Consider the following 21,859-nt stretch of genomic DNA (forward strand, 5'->3'; position numbering starts at 1 on the left):
ATGCGCGGTCGGCTACGCACGCGCGTCGCCACCAAAGCGACTGAAGGGACGTTCACCCTGAAGCGCTGCTTCAGAGTGAACGTCCGTCGTGTGACTAGGCAGGGCTCTGGTGTTAGCCGGTGGGCGTGGCCCAAGAGGTGAGGTGGAATCCACGGCAGCGACCGCAAAAGTAGGAGCGACGCTCCACCTTCGCGCTGGCGTCGCCGGGCACACCTGCCGCGACCACGCTGGCCTTCCCGGCTCGCGTCACCTGTGCACGGTGCAGGACCGCTACCGCCTCGCGATGGTCGCGGTAGCGCCGCTTGCGGCAGCTCCTGACGCTGCCGCGGCGAACCGTCCGCTTACCCGGCTGCACCGGTCGCCTCCGACTGACCGCCGGCGAACAGATCCAGGTACAGCGCCCCGCCGATCGTCGCGGCCGCGGCCAGACCGGGTGGTCCGAAGGTGGTGCACGTCGCCATCACTGCGGTGGCCACGACGGTGACCGTCTCGCGGTACTCGACGTCGTGCCGCATCCGATCCCGGTGCCGGCGGATCTTCCGCGCCAACTTGCGAGCCGCGTTGGCGGCCCGCTTGATGGCGCGGCTCATTGCACGTCCCAGCCGGTGCCAGAAGGGACCGCTCTTCTTCGACTTCTTCTGAGTGGTTACTCGTTTCATGTCGAGCACTGTAGGCACAGGAGAGGGCATACCACTACCCCATTGCCTACATTGGCGCGGATTTTTACTAAGGAAAGTTGTATGCTCTGGCGTTGTGGGCTATCTGGAGCAGGTCGTGGACGAGTTGGAGGCCGTCGAGCCCGAGCTGAGGTTCGGCGAGTTCGTGAAGCGTTGTAGAAGGCTCACCGGCAAGAGCCAGCGCGAGTGGGTCGAAGAGCTCGGAGGGGTCATGACCGTCTCCTACCTTGGCTTGGTGGAGAAAGGCCAACGGATCCCATCGGAGGAGAAGACCCGACTCTTGGCGGACAAGTTGGGCGAGGACCCGGTCTTGCTGGTGGGGTTGCGCAACCAGTCCCGGTGGGCGAGGGCAACCGAAGGGCTCGCGAAGCTCGGCACCGGTCAGACGACGACCGTGGACCTGACGTCGGCGTTGTCGCAGGTCGACGCCGATGACCTGCTGCCCAGGCGACGGGGCCGGCCGTCGAAGGCAGACGCGGTGCGGGGCGACCTCATCAGGAAGCTGGCCGAGATGGACGAGCGCGACCTGCTGAGGATCTCCGGGTATGTCGACGCGATCCTGGAGAACCGGGCCACCTGACCCGCGGTCTGTCGTTGACAGGGACGCTCCTCAGCGTGCGGGGTCTGGCATGAGGTCGAGGTGGACCGACCGCCATCCGGGGAGGTCGAGGCATCTCCGTCCCGGTGGACGTAGACCCGGCCACCGGCAGGGCGAACGGCGAGGAATGCGGCGACGACCTGGTCCGCGGACGACTAGCTTGGAATCGACCCGTGAGCGAGAAGGTCCCGGCCGGCGGGATTCACAGCCCGCACGCTCCCGTCGGTCTCGAACTCCAGCAACGCCATCCCGGCCCGGTCCGCCCACCCGACCGCCTGCTTGGTGTACCCCGACAATGAGAAGAACACCGCCCTCGCCTCCTCGAGCGCAGCGATCCCGTGCAACGCCTGCACCCGATCCCGGCCCGTCGGCAGCGCCTCCATCTTCACCTGGCACACCAGGCCGTCGGCCACGACATCCACACCACCGTCAGCTCCCGTCGGCGTGCGCCGTACCCGGGAGAACCCCAACGAGCCCAATACCTCCGCGGCGTACTCCTCCGCCGCCGCGTGCCCCTTCACTAGCCGGGCAGCCGGCAACACCGGCCGCCCACGGACTGTCGCCGCGCCCGCCGCGCCCGCCGAGCCCGCCGGGGCCCCGGTGTTCCCTGCGTGCAGCCACCGCAACCACCGGACCGCGTCACCGGCCGAGACCAGCTCCGGGGCGCTCGTGCCCGTCAACGGGGCGTGAGCGTGCACCAGCCGCAAGAGGTACGGCACCGTGTCCGGCGTTGTGTACGCGGCCAGGTCCTCGAGCAGCTCGGTCACCGCAACAGCCCGCAGGACCCGCAAGGCGACGTTGCGGCCCGGCCACACCGCAACCTCCGACCACGGCCGATCCGTACCTGCCCGCAGCACGTCGACAGCCAGCTGTCCGTCCGGTTCGGACACGAGCCGGCCGACCAGCCACACCGGCTGCCCGGGCATCCCGGGCATCGTTCGACCGGCAGCTGCCAGGTCCTCGTCGAGGCCGTGCACACGAAACAGGCCGTGGGCCCCGGACAGCCGCCCACACACTCCGCCCGACGAGCACCAACGGCCAGTCGCATCGACGTCCCGGTCAGCTTCGAAAGTCCCTTCAAGGAACACCAGCCGATCTGCCGGCGTGAACTCCTCGGCCGGCGCGGCCACACTCGGCGAGGCCAGTTCCGCCAACCGGTCAGCAAGACGTACTGCCGCCGGCCGGCTGTCCACCGTCTCCGACTCCTCCGACGCCCTGACGGCGGCCTGCACGGCGAGCACCGCTCGCGAGGTGTCGGTCTGCGGTGCCCACGCCTCGGAGCCGTCTGGAACGTCAGCAAGGAAGTCGAGCGCCGTGGACGCCGGCCCCCCGCACGCGGCCATGAACTCGGGCGGGAAGTCGAAGAAGACCTCCTCAACGTCGAGGGAGAGCAGCTCCGCCGCCGTGTTGCACTCAGCGGCACCACCGACCGACATGAGGTTGTCGAGGTACGACTTGGGGATGGGCACGCTGCCGACGGTACGAGCAGCGCAGCCCCTGCGCCGTCGAATCGCGCAACCTTGACCAACGCGACGGCGCTTGGCGAGGCGCTCGACAAGTCCTCCCCGCGCCGGTGACCGGCGCGCCCCCTCAGGACGGCCCCAGGGCCCCGGTTGGCGAACCAGACGGAGCCCCGCGAGGTGGTGACGAGATGGTGGGGTGGGCGGGAGTTCAGGTGTCTGCACGCGGCTTTTGTGTTGCTCGGGCGATGGGGTCGCTCCCGCGCATACACTGCTCACCATGCGCGTTGCACTGGTCGCCCTGGTCACGACGGATCTGCGAATGTCCGGGTGGCCGTTGGATGGACATTGGATGTCCGATCACACCTGATCTGAGCTCTCGCACGAGGGCGCCGGTCTTCTCACGTCCTTGAGCGACAGATTCTCAGTGGGGCGCGACTCGCCCGTCGGAGTCTGAAGCAGCACACGGAAGGGATCGGGACCCGGATGGGTCTCGGTCCCTTCCGCGCGTCCAGCGCCAGCCGGTGGGCGTGGGCGGTCAGCGACCGAGCAGGCGGCTGAAGAAACCCGCCCGTCGGTCGGCCTTGGGGTGCCCGAGGCACCACTGATCGGCGGGCACGGAGGCCTTGACCTGCGCGACGTGCTGGCCGCAACCGGCCCAGGTGGTCTTGCCGCAGGTGCGGCAGGTGGTGGGGCGACACATGATGTCTCCTTCGAGATGAGTGGCCGGGGTGCCGGCGGGTGCCCGGGAGCCGGGCAGTCTGGGGTCAGTCGTGGGCGAAGGTGATCGTGGGCAGGACCTTCTTCAGCCAGGCGGGGGTGTACCAGGCTGCGTCGCCGGTGAGGCGGAGCAGCACGGGCAGGAGGACCAGCCGGACCAGGAAGGCGTCGAGCAGGACGGCGACGCCGAGCACGACTCCCATCTCCTTGGGCGGGATGGGTCCGGACAGCGCGAAGGTGAAGAAGACCGCCACCATCACGGCGCCGGCGGCGAAGATGACGCGGCCGGAGTGGGCGAGGGACCCGACCATGGCGTCCTTGGCGTCGCCCGAGCGCTCGTAGTGCTCCTTGGCGGAGGCGAGCAGGAAGACGGTGTAGTCCATCGCGATGGCGAAGATCATCGCGAAGAAGAACACCGGTGCCCAGGCGTCGAGGAAGCCCTGGGGCTCGAATCCCAGCAGGTTCGCGCCGTGTCCCTCCTGGAAGACCAGGCGGGCGACGCCGAACGCGGCGGCCGTGGACAGCAGGCTGGCGAGGGTGCCCAGGAGGGAGATCAGCGGTGCCTGCAGAGCCACGAGCAGGAGCAGGAAGCCGAGCACCAGCACCACGCCGATGACCAGGGGCGTCGACTCGTCGAGCTGGGCCTTGAGGTCGAGGTTCTCCACGGGCGCTCCGCCGACGAGCGCGGAGCCGGGCAGATCCGCCCGGAGCCGGTCCACAGTGTCGGCGAGTTCGGGGTCGGAGGGGTCGACGCTCGGCACGGCCTGGACCAGGACGAGCCCTGAGTCGTCGGTGGCAGGCATCGGTGCCATGGCGGCGGTGATGCCGTCGTCGGCGCTCAGCACGGCGGTGGTGGCCTCGGCGTCGGCCTGGTCGGTGAGGATCTGCAGGGTGCCGGGGGCCCCTTCGCCGAAGGACTCCTGGACACGGTCGTAGCCCACGCGGGCCGAGGCGTCCTCGGGCAGCACCTTGATCGAGGGCATGGCGGTCTGGAGGCCGATGATCGGGGCGGCGAGGGCCAGCAGGATGACCAGGGAGGCGAGGCCCCAGGCGACGGGGCGCTTCCAGAGGCGCTCGCCCCAGGCGGCGAACCTCGGTGAGCGGTGCTCCCCGGACTTCGACCAGGGCAGCGCGAGCTTGTTGATGCGGTCGTCGAGCTTGAACAGCACCAGCGGCAGCAGCGTCAGGGTTGCGGCGAGGACGAAGATCACCGAGAGCATGATCCCGCCGGCCATGGACCGGAACGAGGGGGAGGGCACGAGCATCACCGCGGAGAGCGAGATGAGCACGGTGAGCCCGGAGAGCAGGACGGCCTTGCCGGCGGTGTCCATGGTCTGGGCGATGGCCCACTGCCGGTCGGCGACGGCTCGCTGGGGGTCGGCGGAGCGGCGGGCGGCGCGCGCGGCGCGGTAGCGCACGACGAGGAAGAGTGCGTAGTCGATGCCGAGGGCGAGGGCGAACATCATCGCGAAGTTCATCGCCCAGATAGAGACCGGCATCAGCTCGTTGATCAGCACCAGGGAGCCGGCGGAGGCGACGAGCCCGGCCAGGGTGAGGAGGAGCGGCAGCCCGGCGGCGACGAGGGCGCCGAAGGCGAGCACCAGGATGGCCAGGGTGACCGGCCAGGACATGAGCTCCGACTTGAGCATCGCGTCGAGGTTGGCCTCGTTGAAGTCGCTCCACAGCAGGGAGGACCCGGTCGGGTTGACCTCAACCGCGTCGGTGGAGAGGCCTTCGAGCTCGCCCTTGAGCTCGGTGGCGACCCGGACCATCTCGTCGGTGTCGGCGCCGGCGCCGGCGAGGATGATCGCGGTCTGCCCGTCGGCGGAGATGGTGGCGTCGGGCATGGGCTGCACGACGTCGGCGATCCGAGGCTCGTCCTCGAGGATCGCGGTCACCTCGGCCAGCACCTCCTTGCCGTCGCCCTCGGTGACCGGACCGTCGGTGGAGCGGACGACGACCTGGATGGCGGAGGAGGTGTTGCCGCCGAAGTGGTCCCGGGCGAGCTCGCGGGCCGCGACGGACTCCGAGCCGTTTGCCTGCCAGCCGGCGCCGGAGAGGTTGTGCTCGACCTGGGGGGCGAAGGCGCCCAGGCCGACGATGGCCAGGAGCCAGGCGACGGTGACCAGCCTGGCGTGGTCGGTCACCCAGACGCCCAGGCGGCCCAGGGGGCCCGGTGCGTGGGCGACGTGGCGGCCAGGGCCCTCGACCGAGGCCGGAGCCGTGCCGGAGCGGGAGGCAGGGGTGGTACTCATCGGGTTTCCGTTTCTGTGAGCGTGCGGGAGTCCGCGTCGAACAAGATCGATCGGCCGGCGGCGGTGCACCGGACCGCGGTCATAGGAGGCCGATCAGAGGAGAGCGGGCAGGGCCTGGGTGGCGGTGTAGGTGGCGACGCCGAGGACGAGGAGGGTGAAGGCGCCCTGCAGCCATGCGGTGTCGAGCCGACCGGCCAGGCGGGCCCCGGCGATGGCCGCGAGGGCCGAGGGGACGGTCAGGGCCAGCACGACCGGCCAGTCGGGGCTGGTGCCGGCGCCGGTGCGTACGGCCAGGGCCGCGGCGCTGGTGATGGTGATCACGACCAGGGAGGTCCCGGCGGCGTACGACATCGGGAGCGCGAGCGCGACCAGGAGGGCGGGTACGACGAGGAACCCGCCGCCGACGCCGAGGAAGCCGGTGAGCAGCCCGACGGCGGTCGCGGTGAGCAGGACCTTGAGGGCGCGCGGGCAGTCGCAGGCGAAAGTGGGGCTGAAGGTGAGGATCGGGTCGTCCAAGGCGGGCCGCGTCCCGACGATCGCGCCGCGCCGGGAGTTGCGGATGTGCCGAAGCTGGCGCCAGGTCATCAGGCCGCCGACGAGGAGCATCAGCGCGGCGAAGGCGGCCAGCAGGACCTGGTCGTCCACGTGCGTTGCCGCCCTCGCGCCGACGGCAGCGCCCGCGATGCCCACCAGGCCGAAGACCGCTCCCCGTCCGAGCAGCACGTTGCCGGCCCGGTGGGCGGCGACGGCTCCGATCAGCGACGTCACGCCGACCACGACCAGCGAGCCCGTGGTGGCCTGGGTCGCGGACTGGTCGAGCAGGTAGACCAGGACCGGCACGGCGAGGATGGAGCCGCCGCCGCCGAGCGCGCCCAGGCTGAGGCCGATGAGCGCGCCGGCGGCGACGGCGATGAGGATGCTCACGCCTCGGGGCCGACCAGGTGCAGCCCGACCTTCTCGGCGTTGTCGAAGGTGTCGTCGATGGCGACGAGCTTCCGTCCCGAGGCGTCGAGCATGGATGCTGCGACCGAGGCGCGGTAGCCGCCTGCGCAGTGGACCCAGACCTCTCCGGCCGGGACCTCGTCGAGGCGCTGCCACAGCTCGTGGAGCGGGACGTTGACGGCTCCCGTGATCGCGGCCTTCTTGTGCTCGTCGGCACGCCGGACGTCGAGGACCACGACCTCCCGGTGATGACGGACGTCGGCGAGGTCGGCGAAGGACGCGGTCGGGAAGCTCGACAGGTCCCCGACCGTCCAGTCCTCAGGGCCGCCGGTGGCGTGGGCGGCGGGCCGGTCGATGCCGATGCGGACCAGCTCGCGCTGCGCCTCGGCGACGTCCTCAGCGGTCTCGCCGAGCAGCGTGACCGGTGTTCCCCACTCGATCAGCCAGCCGAGGTAGGTGGCGAAGGCGCCGTCGAGGCCGAAGTTGAGGGTGCCGGGGGCGTGGCCGGCCGCGAAGGCGGTGCGGTTGCGAAGGTCGACCACCCACTCCCCGGCCTCGATCCGGGTACGCAGCTGCTCGGCGTCGGCGACCTGCGGCGGGGAGAGGTCCGGCTCGGAGGGGCCGGAGGTATTGGCCGGGCCCATGTGGGCGTAGTAGGCCGGGTAGGCGCCCAGTCCGTCGAGCAGCTCGCGGACGTAGGTCTCCTCGTCCTGGGTCAGCACCGGGTTGGACCGCTTCTCCTGGCCGATGGTCGACTCGGTGGCATCGGACTGGGTCGCGGCGCAGAAGGACCCGAAGCCGTGCGTGGGGAAGACCTCGGCCTCCTCGGGCAGCAGCTCGGCCAGCCGGTGGGCCGAGGCGTGCTGGTGGCGCACCAGGGCGCCGGTGTGCTCCTCGCCGAGCAGGTCAGGTCGTCCGGTGGCGCCGTACAGCAGCGAGCCGCCGGAGAACACGCCCACCGAGCCGTCGAGCCCCGCGTCCGCCTCGGTGTCGGTGAGGGCGTAGGAGAGGTGGGTGAAGGTGTGGCCGGGGGTGGCCAGCGCGGTCACCCGCATCCGCGGTCCCACGGCCACGGTCTCGCCGTCGCGGATGGGCGTGCGGTCGAAGGAGACCTCGTCCTCGGCGTTGACGTGGTAGGCCGCACCGGTGCGCTCGGCCAGGGCCAGGCCGCCGGTGACGTAGTCGTTGTGGATGTGGGTCTCGAAGACATCGGTCAGTCGCACCTGGTGCTGCTCGAGCAGGTCCAGGACGCGGTCGATGTCGCGCTGCGGGTCGATCACGAAGGCGACCTCGCCGTCGTGGACGACGTAGCTGCGGTCACCCAGCGAGGGGGTCTCGATCGGGAGGATGGTCAGGCCGGAGTGCTTGCTCATGTGCGTCTCCTTCGTGGTTGTCCGGGGCGGGGAGGCGGTCAGCTGTTGGCCGGGATGCCGGTCTCGAGCGGCCGCCCCGACCGAGCCCAAGCGGTGGTCCCGCCGACGACGGAGTACGCGTCGAAGCCGGCGGCGACCAGCAGGTCGGTCATCGCGGAGCTGCGGTTGCCCGAGGCGCACACGACGTACACCGGGAGCGTCTTGTCGAGCTCTCCCAGCCGAGCGGTCAGCTGGGTCATCGGCATCAGCGCGGCACCCGGCACGTGGCCGGCGGCGTACTCGCCCGGCTCACGCACGTCGATGACGGCGGCGCCGGAACGGGCCTGGTCGAGCTGGTCGATGTCAATCTCGGGAGTGGCGGTCATCGTGACGGTTCCTTCGGATAGCGGCTCGGACAGATACCCCAGGGGGTATCGCTTCGGCACAAACGTACACACCCCCGGGGGTATTCCCAAGGGCTCGGTGCCCGCCCGTGAGGTGGGCAGGCGTCCGCTTGTGGGTCGGGACAGCCGCGGCTGCGCGGCGGTACGGCAGGCGGTGGCGCGGAATACCGAGGGGGGTATCCTGGTTGAGGAGATGCCAGCCGAGCGACACCGCAAGAGATGAGGAGGGCCTGATGACCACCATCACCCTGGGTGCAGAGAACTTCGAGAGCACCGTGAGCAGCAACGGCATCGTCTTCGTCGACTTCTGGGCGTCCTGGTGCGGCCCCTGCCGCATGTTCGCCCCCGTCTACGAGAAGGCCGCTCAGGACCACCCCGACATCGTGTTCGGCAAGGTCGACACCGAGTCCGAGCAAGCCCTCGCGGCTGCCGCGCAGATCAGCTCGATCCCCACCCTGATGGCGTTCAAGGACGGCACCCTGGTCTTCTCCCAGCCCGGCGCGCTCCCCGCCGCCGCCCTCGAGCAGGTCATCACGGCCGTCCGCGACCTCGACATCGAGGCCGCCCGAGCCGAGCAGAAGCAGGGCGCGTGATGTCCGGCTTCACCCTCACCGCCACCCTCGTCCAGCCCTACGACCACGCAGTCGAAGCGGTCCGCGGCGCTCTGGGCGACCAGGGCTTCGGCATCCTCACCGAGATCGACCTCAAGGCCACCCTGAAGGCCAAGCTCGACGTCGACGTCGCACCGCAGGTCATCCTCGGCGCCTGCCGCCCCGCCCTCGCCTACGAGGCGCTCCAGGCAGAGCCGGCGATCGCCGCCGTCCTGCCGTGCAACGTCGTGGTCCGAGCCGTGGACGAGCACACGACGGTCGTGGAGGCCTTCGACCCGGACGCGATGATGGGGCTCGCCGACAACGACGCCCTGCACGTCGTCGCCGCCGACGCCAAGCAACGCCTCACCGCGGCCCTGGCCGCTCTCCAACCCAACGAAGGAGCGAGCTGATGGAGCTCGACCCGTCCGAGATGACTCCGGCCATCAACCGCATCAAGCGCGCCCGAGGCCAGCTCGACGGCGTTCTGCGCATGCTCGAGGAGGGCCGCGACTGCGAGGACGTCGTCACGCAGCTGGCCGCCGTCTCCCGCGCCCTGGACCGAGCCGGGTTCGCGATCGTCGCGACCGGTCTGCAGCAGTGCCTCAGCAACGGTGACGGGCTCGACAGCGTCGACGCCAAGAAGATGGAGAAGCTCTTCCTCTCGCTCGCCTGAAGCTTGCAGTGGGCGGAGCCGTGGCACTACGACACCGCGTAGCCCAGATCCCGCCTCAGAGCGACGACGCCGCCGCGGCAACCGGCCCGCGGCGGGCTCGCCATTCCACTGGACGGTGGAGAGCCCTCCCGGTCAGTAGCTCTGGAATGTCACTTCCGGTTGATCGTCCACCAGGTCGACCTGGACGTCGAGGTAGATGCTGTCCTCCTCGGTCTCCGTGGTCCATTGCGGCGCACCGAAGCCGTACGACTCGTCGTACTCGTAGGTGACGGTCGCCTGACCTTCGGACTCCGAGGACAAGGTGGCAGGAAATGTCCCATCGAAGCCCTCCCACGAGACGGTCGGCGGAGTGGTCAGCGTCCACGTGATGTTGCGCTGTTCATCGCCGTACCCGATCGCGTCCTGAGGGCAGTCCCCGGGCGGATCGAGCTCCGTGGCCGCCATGCATTCGTTCAGCCAGGTCTCGATCTCGGCATCCACGTGCGACGTGAGCGCCGCGGACGGCGCCGGACTCTCGATCTCGGCGTAGACGCCGAAGGACGAAGCCGGCACTGTCGTTCGCGTGTCGGTGGGCTCCAGCCACTTGCTGTCGCCGTAGGGATTCACGGCATAGGAGCCCGGCAGCGCCCACAGGTCGACATCCCGGCCGCCGGTTGCGGTGATCGACACGCCGTTGACCTCGAGGGACGAGCTCGTCTCGGGCATGGAGACGGTGAGCTCGCTGGCCAGGCCCCCATCTGCCACCTTCCAATCAGTGAAGAAGATCGCGCGGGACCCGTCCTCCTCCAGGGTGAGTTCGACGCCGTCGCCTTCCGGCACGCCTTCGAGGTCCACCGTGACGGTGACGGTGTCGCCGAACTCCTCGACGTCGGTGATGTCGTAGCCGGAGATCCGGTCCTCCGCTGCGCCGTAGACATCGTCGGTCATCAGCGCCGCCGACGCTTCGTCGCCATCGACGGGAGCGAGCTGCAGTGCCTTGTCGGCGTCGCCGTCGACCAACGCGTCCAGGTAGGCCTCGGCCTGCTTCTCGGGGTCCGACAGCACCGACCCGGCGATCGAAAAGGCCACCAGCCCGACGATGCCGATCCCGCCCACGACGCCGGCGCCGATGAGCGCCTTCCTGGCGCGCGCCCTGTCGGCCGGTGACATGGGAAGTCGCTGGGCCGGCCCCATCGGCGGCGACGTCAGCTGGGCCGGGCCCTGGGCGAGCCGCCGCACGATCGGCCCAGGCATCGCGCCTGCGAGGGCGGGCGCAGCGAATCGAGACAGCGTTTCGACGAGCGCGCCCCATGCCGCAAGGAGCGGGATGAGCCAGTACGCGATGTGAACGGTGAAGCCGCCCTCGCCGAAGAAGACGCCGGAGATGCCGACGGTCGACACCAAGCAGGCGGTCAGTGCTGCCGCAGCGTACGCAAGGGGCAGCCAGACCCACGAGACCGGTTGCGCGAGGATGGAACGATCGTCCCCTCGGCGCAGGTGCCACGCGATCGAGGCGACGAGGGTGAGGACGACCGCCAGGAGGGGCAACGCCACGCCGGGGAACCATCCCAGGTCCCAGGCGAACTGCTGTTCGCCCACCGCGGTGAGGGCGCCCAGGTGGCCGAGCCCGAACGAGGCGAGGCCTACCGTCGGACCCCAGACGAGGGCGTAGAGCGCGGCCTCCGCGCCGCTGTCCGCCATGAGCCAGACCGTCGCGACCGGAATCGCGACGACGAGCCACGCCAGGACGTGCTGCGCCACGAGGTGCGCGGCCCGACGGGCGTCGGGAGGAAGCCAGTGCGGCCACAGCGGACCGTGCGCGGCAACCCGTCCCAGCAGAGAGGCGGTGAACCCCAACGCGAGCGTCCCCAGAAACAGGCCGATGGAGGCGGTGTGCATGACGGCTCCTCCGTCGCGCATCGCCAGCGCCCGGGTCAGGACCGTCGCGACGACCGCCGTCGCGAGCGCACCTGATGCGGCGAGAACCGCGCGCTCCATTGTGCTCGCCGAGGGAGCCTTCCGTTCGGCGCGCTTCGACAGCAGGTAGGCCGACACCGCGAACAGGGTGGTCACCAGCAGGGGAGGCGCGAAGAGCGACAGCGTGGAACCGCCCTCGCTGAACTGCAGCGGGCCGCCCAACGCCATGCCCACAAGCTGGAACGGCATGCCGACGAGCGTGCCGATCGCCTCGATGTCGATGTTCTCCGAAGGATCGGAGTCGCCGTCACCACCACTGGACTGCACGGCGAGCGCAGTGACCAGGAGAACCATCAGGGCCAGTGACCCGGCCACGGCGATCGCGTAGCCGAGGAGGGGGGCGACGCACGCCCGAAGCGCAGCGCCCGCAGTCGGAACCGTCGCTACCAGCACGCGAGGAGGCCCGGCCTCAGGGGCTGACGGGGGCGGAGCTGGTGGCGGGGGCGGAGCTGGCGGCGTGCCTTCGGTGGGCCGAGGCTCGAGGGGGTCCATGAGCCGAGCATGCTCGGACGAGCCGACGGAATCCGGCGATCTCCGAAAACGCCAGACGCAGACGGAACGGCTGCGAGCAGCCGAACGCACCTGCGAGCATCGCGCCGTGGTCACTTGCATCCCCGAGTCGCCGAGCTTCGTGACGGCCTCCGAGCACGAGGTCTGGCAGCGCCTTCGCGACCAGCTCGGCCCGGACGACGTCCTACTGGCGAGCCTGCGGCTGACCAACGAGGACAAGGACTACGAGGCCGACGTCGTCGTCCTCATGCCCGGCTACGGCGTTCTCGTGCTCGAGGTGAAGGGCGGGTCCGTCTGGTACGAGCAGGGCTGGTGCCAGAAGGCCGCCGGCGAGACGAGGTGGATCCAGCCGGTCGACCAGGCGCGGGACGCGAAGTACGCCCTTCGGTCGTACGTCGAGCATGACCCCCGTTGGGGTAGCCGCGGGCGGGTCGCATGGGCGCATGGCGTCGTGACGCCGTACTCGTCCTTCGAGGACGACTTCACGGTGCCGGAGCTGCCGCGGTGGGCGCTGCACGACAAGGGCGACATCGAGTACTTCGCCACCCGCGTCCGGGAGAACGCGTGGAGGGGCGACGCCGGCCAGCGGACGATGGACGCCGACGACGTCGAGGCGATCCGGGAGATCCTCACCGGGCCGCTGCGGCCGGGGACGTACGACGTGAACGCCGAGGCGGCCGAGCGGGCCGCAGAGGCCAACCGGCTCACCGAGCAGCAGGCCCTCATCCTCAAGGTCACCCGCCTCCTCGACCGCGTGGAGGTCCGCGGCGGCGCCGGGAGCGGCAAGACGGTGCTGGCGCTGCAGCAGGCCCGCGAGCTGACCCACGGGGTCGAGGGCAGGCCGCGGAGGCGAACTGCGCTGCTCTGCTACTCGATCGGGCTGGCCGAGCACTTCAAGCGGCAGGTCGCGACGTGGCCGCGCAAGCACCGGCCGGCGTTCGTCGGCACGTGGGAGGACCTCGGGCGGGAGTGGGGAGCGCCGGAGGGCAAGCGCGAGGACAGCGAGTTCTGGGAGGAGCGGCTCCCGCGTCTCATGGCCGGCCTCGCGGACGAGCTCCCGGACGGCAAGAAGTACGACGCGGTCGTGATCGACGAGGCACAGGACTTCGCCGAGTCGTGGTGGACGCCGGTGCTCAAGGCCCTGCGCGACGAGGAGGAGGGCGGGCTCTACGTCTTCTCCGACGAGAACCAGCGGATCTTCGGGCGGTTCGGTCGCCCGCCGGTACAGCTCGTGCCGCTGGTGCTCGACCACTGCCTGCGCAACACGAAGCAGGTCTTCGAGTCCTTCAGCCCGCTTGCGCCGTCGCGGATGTATGCCCGTGGTGGCGAAGGGCCGACCGTGCGTTTCGTCGAGGCGTCGCCTGACGACGCGGCCGACGTCGCCGACGACGAGGTGGTGCGCCTGCTCGACGAGCGCGGCTGGGATCCAGGCCAGGTCGCGCTCATCACCACCGGCCACCGCCACTTCGTCCAGGTCGACCAGACGAAGGAGCTGGGGCAGGCCGGCTACTGGTCGACCTACTTCGACGGCGAGGAGGTCTTCTACGGCCACGTGCTCGGCTGCAAGGGACTCGAACGGCCAGCCGTCGTGCTGTGCATCAACGAGGACGGCTCGCGGGACCGCGTCCGCGAGCGACTCTACGTCGGCATGTCGCGCGCCACCGACGAGCTGGTGGTCGTCGGTGACGCTGACGTCGTACGACGCGTCGGCGGGCCCGCGGTCGCGCGAGCACTCGGGATCGACTGAGTTCTGTCGGAGCGCCGCCGCACCCTGGTCGGGCTCGCGAGGTGCGGGCCGGAAGGGGAGCACGATGCAGCCGGTGATCGACGAGAGCGAGCATCTCGCCGACGTCCTCGGGATCTCCACGGCGGAGTTCGTCGAGCTCTTCGGTGCGATGTGGAGGCGGAGCCCGACCGAGCCGTGGCACGACTACGACTCCGACCCGTCGGGTGGCGAGGACTGCCTGACAACGCCGTGGCACATCGCGGGAGATCCGGTGCAGCTGATGTTGCGCGTGTTCCACCACGGTGTGTTCATCGGCCTGCCGACCGCGGTCCGCCGCGGCGTCCACGAGCTCGACTACCACGCCCGAGAGCAGCAGTACCTCCGCGTCGACGAGCTCGAGCAGCTGGCGCCCGCTGTCGTGAAGCGGGTCCTGACGGCACGCCGGCGGTCATTCCGGTACTGCAGGTACTGCCGCGAAGCGACCGCGCCGGAGCACCGGTTCTCCGATGACACCTGTCAGGGCTGCGCCTCGACCTGGCACGGCGTTGTCTACTAGCGAGAAGAGCCGACGATGAGGAGGGTGCGATGAACGAGGAACGCTCGGTGCCGCTCGTCGAGGCCAACCTCCGCGGGATCGGTGACGAGTAGTGGCGAGGCAGGTCCAGAACCGGGTCCTCGATCTGGTCGAGCAGGCGCTCGGAACCACCCTCGAGCGCGAGGTGGCTCCCGCCTGGTTGAAGAGGCCTGGGCCGGTCGAGTGCGGGGACAGATGGGAGGTCGTTAGGGCCATCTACACCGACCTCACCAGAGCAACCCTGCCGGACGAGATGCCGCCGCGCGAGCGACGCAGCATCGACGCTGTCCTGACCAGCATCTCCACAGGGATTCCCCGGATCGTCGAAGTGGACGAGGTGCAGCACTTCACGCCGCCGAGGGCGCGGACGCTGCGGCTCTACCCGTCCGAGGTCGAGACGGCCTTCGATCGGGGTGAGTGGAGCGCTCGCTCCGCCGCCGCCACGAGGCTCCGAGGCGGCGGCTTCGGCCGTCCATGTCCGCCACTGTTCCCAGCGGAGGGCGGGCGCCACCTGCAGCGCGCGTTTCGCGACGCCCTCGCCGATCTGCTCCCCGGGATGCACGGTTGGGCTCCGACGCTTCGGATCGGGGACTTCGAGGTGTCGGACTGGATGCACGACGACGAGGCCGTCGGTCGGATGAAGGCGCTCCTGGCCATGAAGGGTGTGACCTGATCGGTCCTGCAGGAGGACGAAGTGACGCTCCTGCGCCTCGTCCGTGCGGCCGCGCCGCACGTCCATGCGGATAGCATGGAAGCGACCTGCCGATGGGGCGGTAGTCGGTGTCAGCTCGAGCTGGCGCGTTCGAGACCTGGGGGGCCCGATGGCCGGTACCGCACCTGGCGTCGCGGCGCGGCGCCGCTTCCCCGCCCACCCGTCCAGCGTCGGTCAGGCGCGTGCCCTGCTCCGGGAGGCGCTGAGCGAGCCGGCGCACGAGCCGCTGCTCGACGACGCGCAGCTGCTGGTCAGCGAGGTGGTCACCAACGCGCTCGTCCACGCCGGGACGCCGATCGACCTCGCTGTGTCGGTGCAGGGCGCGACGCTGCGGGTGGAGGTGTCCGACGGCGCCGCGCACCTGCCCGTACGACGCGACTACGCCGCCATGGCCGGCACCGGCCGCGGACTGCAGCTGCTCGACGCGCTGGGCGACCGGTGGGGGGTGGACCCGACCCACGACGGCAAGACCGTCTGGTTCGAGCTCGGACCGGCAGGGGCCGACCAGGGCGAGCGGCGGGAGGTCGCCGAGCCGGCGTCGGCCGAGAGGGTGAACGGCGTCGCGGCGCCGGACGACACGGTGACCGTGACACTGCGGAACGTGCCGCTCCTGCTGCACTCGGCCTGGAGCCAGCACGCGGAGTCGGTGCTGCGGGAGTACCTCCTGTTCACGCTCGACGACGTCGACGCCGTCGACACGATCGAGGCCCACGCTGCCGCCCAGGAGGCGATGGCGCTGCTCGTCGAGGGCGTTCCGGCGCCGAGGCTGGGCGACCGCCCCGAGGAGCTGCTCGCCGACGCGATCGAGCCGCTCGTCACGCAGGACGAGGTGCTGCTCGCGGTGCCGCGGACGGCGGTGCCCCACTTCGCGCTGCTCGACCAGACCATGGAGGCCGCCTGGCAGCTCGCCAGCGCCGGCCGGTTCCTGACCCCCCCGATCCAGCCGGAGATGCGGGCCCTGCGGCACTGGATGTGCGGCGAGGTGACCCGGCAGGCCGCCGGGGAGCCGGCCACCCCATGGTCCACCCCGGGGCCGACGCCGCCGGAGGCGCTCACGACCGCCCCGGACTTCGGCGTGGTCGCGAACTCGGGCCGTCCACTCGTGGCCACCGACGCGTGGAACGGCATCGTTGCGGTGAGCCGCCCCGCGCTCGACCTTCTCGGCTACGACGACGCGGACGAGCTCGTCGGCCAACGGCTGCTCGCGATCATTCCGCCTCGGTTCCACCAGGCGCACCTCGCCGGCTTCACCCTGCACCTCAGCATGGGACGCAGCACGCTGCTCGACCGGCCGGTGACCGTGCCCGTCCTCCGGCGCGACGGGACGGAGACGGAGGTGGAGCTGACCGTGCGGGCGGATCAGACGTCGGGCGGCGAGCAGATGTTCGTCGGTGAGCTCAGGGCGTGACCCGCTCCTTGCCGCCGGTCTGCCACTCCAGCAGCATGGTGGTGGCGTCGTCCTGCAGCGCCCCCTCCTGGTGGTCGAGGATGGCGTGCATCAGCCGGCGCATCGTCTCCGGCGCCGACTGACCGGCGCCGGCCTCCCGCGCCACGAGGTCGGCGAGCCGCTCGGTGCCGAAGAAGTCGCCCGCTGCGTCCCGCGCCTCGACGACGCCGTCGCTGTAGAGCAGCACCCGGTCGCCGGGCTCCAGCGACTCCGACGAGAGCCGCCGCGGCTCGCCGTGCACGGCACCGAGCCCGAGCGGCACCCCCGGGTCGGCGTGCATCGGGCCGATCACCCGGGTGCCGCGCAGCAGCAGAGGAGCGGGGTGGCCGGCGCTGTGCCAGGTGAGCCGACCGGTGGCCAGCTCGAGCTCGGTGACCAGGCCGGTGACGAACTGGTCACCCCCGAAGGTCTCGGCGACGGCGGTGTCGATCGCGGTGACGGTCCCGGCGAGGTCAAGACCGGTGCGGCGGGCGTGGCGGTAGGCGGCGATCGCCACCGTCGCCAGCAGACCGGCCTCGAGCCCGTGGCCCATGGCGTCGAAGACGGCGAGGCGGGCCCGCGTGTCGTCGACGGCGTAGTCGAAGCTGTCCCCGCCGACGTCGTACGCCGGCGCGAGCATGCAGGAGATGACCACCCGGTCGGTGCCGAACGTCAGCGGCGGCATCAGGTTCCAGGCGATCTCGCCGGCGAGCGACATCGGCTGGCGGCGCCGCACCAGCGTCAGCAGGTCGCCGTAGTGGTTCTTCACCATCAGGATCTCGGAGACCACTGCGGCGAAGGCGTGCAGCAGCTCGTCGTCGACGCGGTGCGCCGGGTCGCCGAACCCGAGTCGCAGGACGCCCAGGCGCTCCAGCCCGTCCAGCAGGGGCACCCACACCTCCCGGCCGCCGTCCGCCTCCTGCAGGTGGGTCTGCCGGTAGCAGCGGCCGGCGAGCGTGGCGTCGACCTGCAGCGGCTCGGGCGCTTCGGTGGCCGCCGTCGGCACCGGCACCAGGAGGTACTGCTCCTGGTCCGCCAGGTAGATGGTCAGGTCCTCCGCACCGAGCGACCGGGCGTTCTCGGCGAGCGTGGCGGCCACGTCGTCGGGCACGCTCAGCCGCACCGCCTTCAGCAGTCCGGTCAGCATCTCGCGGGCAGCGTCGGTCACCGGAGCAACCGTAGCCCGAAGCCCGGTCGAGCTCGCGCGCGGGGACGCCCGCGGGCTCAGCGACCGTTCGCCACCTCCTCCGCCAGGCGTACGACGGCCTCGGCCACGATCGGCCCGAACATCACCGGGTCGTTGTGGTCGGCCCCCTCCACGACGACCCGCTCGACGAGGGAGCGGACCTCGTCGGCGACCCGGGCGCTGAGCCGGGTGGGCACCACGGTGTCCCGGTCGCCGTAGATCACCACGAGCGGCACGTCGCTGCCGCGGAGGTGCTCCACCACGGGGAAGCGGTCCCGGAGCAGGAGGCGGACCGGCAGCCACGGGTAGTGGTGGGCTCCCACCGCGGCCAGCTCGGTGAACGGCGAGCGCAGCACGATCCCCGCCGGCGGGTGTCGCTCCTGGAGCGCGGCCACGACGCCGGTGCCCAGCGACTCCCCGAGGTAGATCGTGCGGTCCAGGGGGTAGCCGAGCTCGTCCAGCGCCGCCACCGCGGCGTCGGCGTCGGCCGCCAGGCCGGCCTCGCTGGGGCGCCCCGGGTTGCCGCCGTAGCCGCGGTAGTCCATCAGCAGCACGGCGAGCCCACGGCGGCTCAGCTGCTCCGCGAGCCCCGCGCGGCTCGCCCGGTTGCCGCCGTTGCCCGGCGCGAGGAGGACCGCCGTACCGGTGTCCTCGCCGGAGGCGGCCGGGACGAACCAGGCGCCGAGCTCCAGGCCGTCGGCGGTGTGCAGCGTGACGTCGCGCGCGCCGTCGATCACGTCTGCCGCGGGCGGCACGGACGTCGCGTCGGGGTAGTAGATGAGCTGGCGCTGGAAGGCCCACAGCAAGGCGATCACCGTCCCGAGGAGGAGCAGGAGGACCAGGAGGCCGCGCCGGAGCCGTCTGCCTGCCACTGGGGCCATCCTCCATGCTGGCCCGCGCCCGGTGCACCCCGCAACAGGGTGGCGGCAGGGCCCTGTGGACGACGCACGCGCGGGTGGGGCGACCTGTCGCACGCTGGGGCGATGACCGACCACCGCAGCCCGCGGCCGTTGCCGCCCGGGCAGATGCCGCTGATCACCGACCAGATCTCCCTCGAGCTCGCCTGGCGCGCGTTGATGGGACAGCTCGGGTTCGCCGCCCCGCAGCTGTGGATGATGCTGCTCGCCGAGGGACGATGCCTCCACCTCGTGAAGACCGAGGGCGTGCCGGAGCACCCCACGGCCGCCGACGCGGAGGCCGTGCTCGACTTCGCCCGTGAGCTCGACGCCCGTCCGGAGGCCTTCGCCCACCTCTACGCCCGCCCGGGAGGCCCCCGGCTGACGCCCGGTGACCTGGCGTGGGCCCGCGGCCTGACCGCGCCGGGCGGCTGGCCGGTGCACGTGGCGAACGACCACCGGCTGCGCGTGGTCGCTCCCGACGACCTGGCCGCCGCCGGCTGAGGGGCGCCGCGGCGCTCGTCACGGCGGCCGTCGAGGCCGCGGGAGGTGCCACAATCGGGCCATGCCCGACGACTTCGTCATCGCGCGCAACCCGGACCCCGGATCCTCGCTCCCCTTCCTGCTGCGGATTCCGCTCGGCGACGGCATCGTGCTCAAGGCGCGGGAGACGTGGCCGCGCACGGCCAAGGTCTACTGCCACCGCTCCGAGGAGTGGCCGGTGGACGCCGAGATCGTCGAGCGGGTGCCCGTCCGTTCGTGTGTACGACGCGGCGCGGCGATCGACCTCGTTCTCGACCGCGGGCGGGAGAACCGCTCCCAGTTCGTCAGCACCGTCGTCCGGGGCGACCGGCAGGTGATCTTCTGGCAGTCCTCGCGCACCGCGAAGCAGGCCCGGCCGCGGGTCGCCGTACCCACGGCCCGGGCCAGCGGCGTCGCCGATCTGGAGATCGTGGTGGACTCGGGGGAGCGGTACGCGTGGTCGTTCTCCGCCCAGCAGGCCACGACCCGTCGCCAGCGGCTCCCGGCCGGCGACTACGGCGTGCTCGCCGGTGATCGCCTCGTCGCGGCGGTCGAGCGCAAGAGCGTCGAGGACCTGGTCGGCTCGCTCACCTCCGGCAAGCTCAGGTTCCAGCTCACCGAGCTCGCGGCGCTGCCGCGGGCGGCGGTCGTCGTCGAGGAGCGCTACAGCAGGGTGCTCGACCACCGCGTCGTGCGGACGTCCGTCATCGCCGACGGGCTGGCCGAGCTGCAGGTCGCGTTCCCGAACGTCCCCGTGACGTACTGCGAGACCCGCAAGCTGGCCCAGGAGTGGACCTACCGGTTCCTCGCTGCCGCGTTGGCCGCCGACGAGCTGGACCACCACGGCGAGCAGCTGGTCGGAGAGCTGCCGGCCGCGGCGCCGCTGCCGGCGCGGGACCCTGCTCCGGCCGAGGTCCGGGCGTGGGCGGTCGCCAACGGCTACGCGGTGTCGAGCAAGGGGAGGGTGCCGGCCGCAGTGCGGGCGGCCTGGGCGGCCGCTCACCGCGGTGGCGACTGATCGAGCCGCGACCCACGAGCGCCTCGGAGCCCGCACCCGGAGGGGGAGCCGGGTGCGGGCTCGTCATCCGCCGGGCCCGAGGCGAGCGGTGCCGGGCCCGCGGCGGCCTCAGGCGGCGCCGGCCAGCTCCGGCTCCATCTCGCCCGCGTCGATCTCGGGCTCGTCGGCGGGCCGGTCCCACAGCAGGCCCGCCACGGCGACCAGCGCGCCGACCGCGCACACCACCGTCGCGAAGACCAGCCCGGGCTGGTAGCCGTCGAGCACCTCGGCAGGGGTGCTGGCGCCTTCCGCGCCGGAGGCGATCACCGCGGTGGTCACGGCCAGCACGATCGCGGCGCCGACCTGCATCGAGGTCTGGAGGACGCCGGCAGCGAGGCCCTGCTCGTCGTCGTCGATGCCGCTGGTGGCCTGGATGTTGATGGCGGGGAACCCGATCCAGCCGGCCCCGATCAGCACCAGCGCCGGCAGCAGCGCCCCGAGGTACGACGGGCTGGTGTCCAGCCGCAGCACGAACAGCAGGTAGCCGACGGCCATGACGGTCATCGTCACCGCGATGATCCGTCCGGTGCCGAACCGGCCGACCAGCTTGTCGGAGAACACGGCCGACAGCGTCACCATCAGGCCGATCGGCAGCAGCGCGAGCGCCAGCTCGAGAGGCGTCCAGCCGAGGTCGTCCTGCAGGAACAGCGTCACGATGAACTGCCAGCTGAAGTAGGAGCCGCCGACGGCGACGATCGCGATGCTCGCGCGCACCAGGGTGGCCTTGCGCAGGATGCCGAGCCGGATCAACGGGTGCGCGATCCTGCTCTCCACCGCCACGAACGCGGCCAGCAGGGCGGCCACGCCGACGAAGGAGCCGACCGTCCGGGCCGAGCCCCAGCCGACCTCCGGGGCGGTGACGACCGTGTAGACGAGCAGGAGCATCGCCCCGCCCGACGTCAGCGCCCCGAGCAGGTCGTGCCCGCCCTCCTCGGCGGGCCGGTCCCGCGGCACCAGGAAGTACGCCGCCACGAGGGCCAGCAGCGCGATCGGCACCGGCAGCAGGAAGGTCCAGCGCCAGCCGACGCCGGTCATCAGGCCGCCGAACAGCAGGCCGGAGGAGTAGCCGCCGGCACCGAAGACCGTGTAGATCGACAGGGCCTTGTTGCGGGCGGGCCCTTCGGCGAAGTTCGTCGTGATGATGGACAGCCCGGTGGGTGCGGTGAAGGCGGCGGCGAGGCCCTTGATGAAGCGGGTCGCGATCAGCAGCGGGCCGGAGCTCACCAGGCCACCGAGCAGCGACGCCACGGCGAACACGGCGAGCGCGATCAGGAACACCCGCCGGCGTCCGAACAGGTCGGCGGTGCGTCCGCCGACGAGCAGCAGACCGCCGTACCCGAGCACGTAGCCGCTGATCAGCCACTGCAGGGACGAGGTGGAGAGGTCGAGCTCGGCGCCGATGGACGGCAGCGCGACGCCGATCATCGAGACGTCGAGCCCGTCGAGGAAGAGCACGATGCACAGGGTCATCAGCAGGCCCCAGGTGCGTGCGGTCCAGCGGAGCTCGCTGGTGGGGGAGGGGGGAGTGGTCACGGACATGGCACCCGAGGATTCCATGCGCGTGCATTCAATGCAAGAGCAAATAATGCGTTTGCATGGAATCACGAGAGCGGCTAGGCT

Annotated in this window: 21 protein-coding genes; 10 read left to right on the forward strand and 11 right to left on the reverse strand. The window is 71.3% G+C overall.

From position 1 onward, the window contains the following. Positions 1-341: 341 nt before the first annotated feature. Positions 342-659: a hypothetical protein gene (locus ACPOLA_RS15650; RefSeq protein ID WP_435771400.1), complete on the reverse strand. Its 318-nt coding sequence runs from the start codon at positions 657-659 to the stop codon at positions 342-344. Between the two features lie 94 nt (positions 660-753). Here ACPOLA_RS15650 and ACPOLA_RS15655 point away from each other — a divergent pair, with 94 nt between their 5' ends. Further along, positions 754-1,257 (forward strand): helix-turn-helix domain-containing protein, encoded by a 504-nt coding sequence (locus ACPOLA_RS15655; RefSeq protein WP_435771401.1) that lies wholly within the window; start codon positions 754-756, stop codon positions 1,255-1,257. Positions 1,258-1,430: 173 nt separating this feature from the next. On the opposite strand, the gene ACPOLA_RS15660 is transcribed toward ACPOLA_RS15655, so the two are convergent. From ACPOLA_RS15660 to ACPOLA_RS15685, 6 genes are all read right to left on the reverse strand, one after another. After that, positions 1,431-2,744: a restriction endonuclease gene (locus ACPOLA_RS15660; RefSeq protein ID WP_435771403.1), complete on the reverse strand. Its 1,314-nt coding sequence runs from the start codon at positions 2,742-2,744 to the stop codon at positions 1,431-1,433. A 529-nt stretch (positions 2,745-3,273) separates the two neighbouring features. Then, a complete protein-coding gene (locus tag ACPOLA_RS15665; RefSeq protein ID WP_435771405.1) occupies positions 3,274-3,438 on the reverse strand; it encodes a DUF8730 family Cys-rich protein in 165 nt (54 codons plus the stop codon). Between the two features lie 64 nt (positions 3,439-3,502). Next, complete coding sequence (locus ACPOLA_RS15670) at positions 3,503-5,710, reverse strand: MMPL family transporter (RefSeq protein WP_435771407.1); 2,208 nt, start codon at positions 5,708-5,710, stop codon at positions 3,503-3,505. A 93-nt stretch (positions 5,711-5,803) separates the two neighbouring features. After that, positions 5,804-6,634 carry a TSUP family transporter gene (locus ACPOLA_RS15675; RefSeq protein WP_435771408.1) on the reverse strand — a complete coding sequence of 277 codons (831 nt, stop codon included), beginning with the start codon at positions 6,632-6,634 and terminating at the stop codon, positions 5,804-5,806. Beyond that, a complete protein-coding gene (locus tag ACPOLA_RS15680) occupies positions 6,631-8,025 on the reverse strand; it encodes an MBL fold metallo-hydrolase (protein ID WP_435771410.1) in 1,395 nt (464 codons plus the stop codon). Before ACPOLA_RS15680 ends, ACPOLA_RS15675 begins: the two co-directional genes overlap by 4 nt. Before the next feature lie 38 nt (positions 8,026-8,063). Continuing rightward, on the reverse strand, positions 8,064-8,390 hold the full coding sequence (locus ACPOLA_RS15685) for a rhodanese-like domain-containing protein (RefSeq protein WP_435771411.1): 327 nt from the start codon (positions 8,388-8,390) through the stop codon (positions 8,064-8,066). 251 nt (positions 8,391-8,641) lie between these two features. On the opposite strand from ACPOLA_RS15685, the gene trxA reads away from it, so the two are divergent. From trxA to ACPOLA_RS15700, 3 genes are read left to right on the forward strand one after another with little or no spacing between them, the layout of a single operon-like run. Continuing rightward, complete coding sequence (trxA, locus tag ACPOLA_RS15690) at positions 8,642-9,001, forward strand: thioredoxin (RefSeq protein WP_435771412.1); 360 nt, start codon at positions 8,642-8,644, stop codon at positions 8,999-9,001. Then, entirely contained in the window at positions 9,001-9,411 is a 411-nt protein-coding gene (locus ACPOLA_RS15695) for a DUF302 domain-containing protein (RefSeq protein ID WP_435771414.1), read from the forward strand. Before trxA ends, ACPOLA_RS15695 begins: the two co-directional genes overlap by 1 nt. Beyond that, positions 9,411-9,674: a metal-sensitive transcriptional regulator gene (locus ACPOLA_RS15700; RefSeq protein ID WP_435771415.1), complete on the forward strand. Its 264-nt coding sequence runs from the start codon at positions 9,411-9,413 to the stop codon at positions 9,672-9,674. Before ACPOLA_RS15695 ends, ACPOLA_RS15700 begins: the two co-directional genes overlap by 1 nt. A 132-nt stretch (positions 9,675-9,806) precedes the next feature. On the opposite strand, the gene ACPOLA_RS15705 is transcribed toward ACPOLA_RS15700, so the two are convergent. Further along, entirely contained in the window at positions 9,807-11,945 is a 2,139-nt protein-coding gene (locus ACPOLA_RS15705; RefSeq protein WP_435771417.1) for a hypothetical protein, read from the reverse strand. 283 nt (positions 11,946-12,228) lie between these two features. Here ACPOLA_RS15705 and ACPOLA_RS15710 point away from each other — a divergent pair, with 283 nt between their 5' ends. The 4 genes from ACPOLA_RS15710 (at position 12,229) to ACPOLA_RS15725 (ending at position 16,560) form a co-directional block, all read left to right on the forward strand. Continuing rightward, complete coding sequence (locus tag ACPOLA_RS15710; RefSeq protein WP_435771418.1) at positions 12,229-13,887, forward strand: nuclease-related domain-containing DEAD/DEAH box helicase; 1,659 nt, start codon at positions 12,229-12,231, stop codon at positions 13,885-13,887. Between the two features lie 73 nt (positions 13,888-13,960). After that, a complete protein-coding gene (locus ACPOLA_RS15715; protein WP_435771420.1) occupies positions 13,961-14,422 on the forward strand; it encodes a hypothetical protein in 462 nt (153 codons plus the stop codon). A gap of 91 nt (positions 14,423-14,513) precedes the next feature. Next, on the forward strand, positions 14,514-15,113 hold the full coding sequence (locus ACPOLA_RS15720; protein ID WP_435771422.1) for a hypothetical protein: 600 nt from the start codon (positions 14,514-14,516) through the stop codon (positions 15,111-15,113). A 148-nt stretch (positions 15,114-15,261) separates the two neighbouring features. Then, complete coding sequence (locus tag ACPOLA_RS15725; RefSeq protein ID WP_435771423.1) at positions 15,262-16,560, forward strand: PAS domain S-box protein; 1,299 nt, start codon at positions 15,262-15,264, stop codon at positions 16,558-16,560. Here ACPOLA_RS15725 and ACPOLA_RS15730 read toward each other — a convergent pair. Both ACPOLA_RS15730 and ACPOLA_RS15735 read right to left on the reverse strand, forming a co-directional pair. Continuing rightward, positions 16,550-17,746 carry a PP2C family protein-serine/threonine phosphatase gene (locus tag ACPOLA_RS15730; protein WP_435771425.1) on the reverse strand — a complete coding sequence of 399 codons (1,197 nt, stop codon included), beginning with the start codon at positions 17,744-17,746 and terminating at the stop codon, positions 16,550-16,552. The genes ACPOLA_RS15725 and ACPOLA_RS15730 overlap by 11 nt on opposite strands. Positions 17,747-17,802: 56 nt before the next feature. Further along, complete coding sequence (locus ACPOLA_RS15735) at positions 17,803-18,636, reverse strand: alpha/beta hydrolase (protein ID WP_435771427.1); 834 nt, start codon at positions 18,634-18,636, stop codon at positions 17,803-17,805. Positions 18,637-18,747: 111 nt separating this feature from the next. On the opposite strand from ACPOLA_RS15735, the gene ACPOLA_RS15740 reads away from it, so the two are divergent. Both ACPOLA_RS15740 and ACPOLA_RS15745 read left to right on the forward strand, forming a co-directional pair. After that, positions 18,748-19,164 (forward strand): hypothetical protein, encoded by a 417-nt coding sequence (locus ACPOLA_RS15740; RefSeq protein ID WP_435771428.1) that lies wholly within the window; start codon positions 18,748-18,750, stop codon positions 19,162-19,164. 61 nt (positions 19,165-19,225) lie between these two features. Then, positions 19,226-20,200, forward strand: a complete 975-nt coding sequence (locus ACPOLA_RS15745) for an ERCC4 domain-containing protein (RefSeq protein WP_435771430.1) — start codon at positions 19,226-19,228, stop codon at positions 20,198-20,200. A gap of 108 nt (positions 20,201-20,308) precedes the next feature. Here ACPOLA_RS15745 and ACPOLA_RS15750 read toward each other — a convergent pair whose 3' ends face one another. Next, the gene (locus ACPOLA_RS15750) at positions 20,309-21,772 is read right to left on the reverse strand and encodes an MFS transporter (RefSeq protein ID WP_435771432.1); all 1,464 of its coding nucleotides are present in this window, start codon (positions 21,770-21,772) and stop codon (positions 20,309-20,311) included. Positions 21,773-21,859 lie beyond the last annotated feature (87 nt).

Origin of the sequence: Nocardioides proteolyticus, from assembly GCF_051280635.3 — a bacterium.
GTDB lineage: Bacteria > Actinomycetota > Actinomycetes > Propionibacteriales > Nocardioidaceae > Nocardioides.

Excerpts from the sequence above, each read along its gene's own strand:
- ACPOLA_RS15680 (WP_435771410.1), bottom strand. The coding sequence starts at position 8,025 with ATGAGCAAGCACTCCGGCCTGACCATCCTCCCGATCGAGACCCCCTCG.
- ACPOLA_RS15740 (WP_435771428.1), top strand. The coding sequence starts at position 18,748 with ATGACCGACCACCGCAGCCCGCGGCCGTTGCCGCCCGGGCAGATGCCG.
- ACPOLA_RS15700 (WP_435771415.1), top strand. The coding sequence starts at position 9,411 with ATGGAGCTCGACCCGTCCGAGATGACTCCGGCCATCAACCGCATCAAG.
- ACPOLA_RS15650 (WP_435771400.1), bottom strand. The coding sequence starts at position 659 with ATGAAACGAGTAACCACTCAGAAGAAGTCGAAGAAGAGCGGTCCCTTC.
- ACPOLA_RS15745 (WP_435771430.1), top strand. The coding sequence starts at position 19,226 with ATGCCCGACGACTTCGTCATCGCGCGCAACCCGGACCCCGGATCCTCG.
- ACPOLA_RS15670 (WP_435771407.1), bottom strand. The coding sequence starts at position 5,710 with ATGAGTACCACCCCTGCCTCCCGCTCCGGCACGGCTCCGGCCTCGGTC.
- trxA (WP_435771412.1), top strand. The coding sequence starts at position 8,642 with ATGACCACCATCACCCTGGGTGCAGAGAACTTCGAGAGCACCGTGAGC.
- ACPOLA_RS15725 (WP_435771423.1), top strand. The coding sequence starts at position 15,262 with ATGGCCGGTACCGCACCTGGCGTCGCGGCGCGGCGCCGCTTCCCCGCC.
- ACPOLA_RS15695 (WP_435771414.1), top strand. The coding sequence starts at position 9,001 with ATGTCCGGCTTCACCCTCACCGCCACCCTCGTCCAGCCCTACGACCAC.
- ACPOLA_RS15665 (WP_435771405.1), bottom strand. The coding sequence starts at position 3,438 with ATGTGTCGCCCCACCACCTGCCGCACCTGCGGCAAGACCACCTGGGCC.
- ACPOLA_RS15685 (WP_435771411.1), bottom strand. The coding sequence starts at position 8,390 with ATGACCGCCACTCCCGAGATTGACATCGACCAGCTCGACCAGGCCCGT.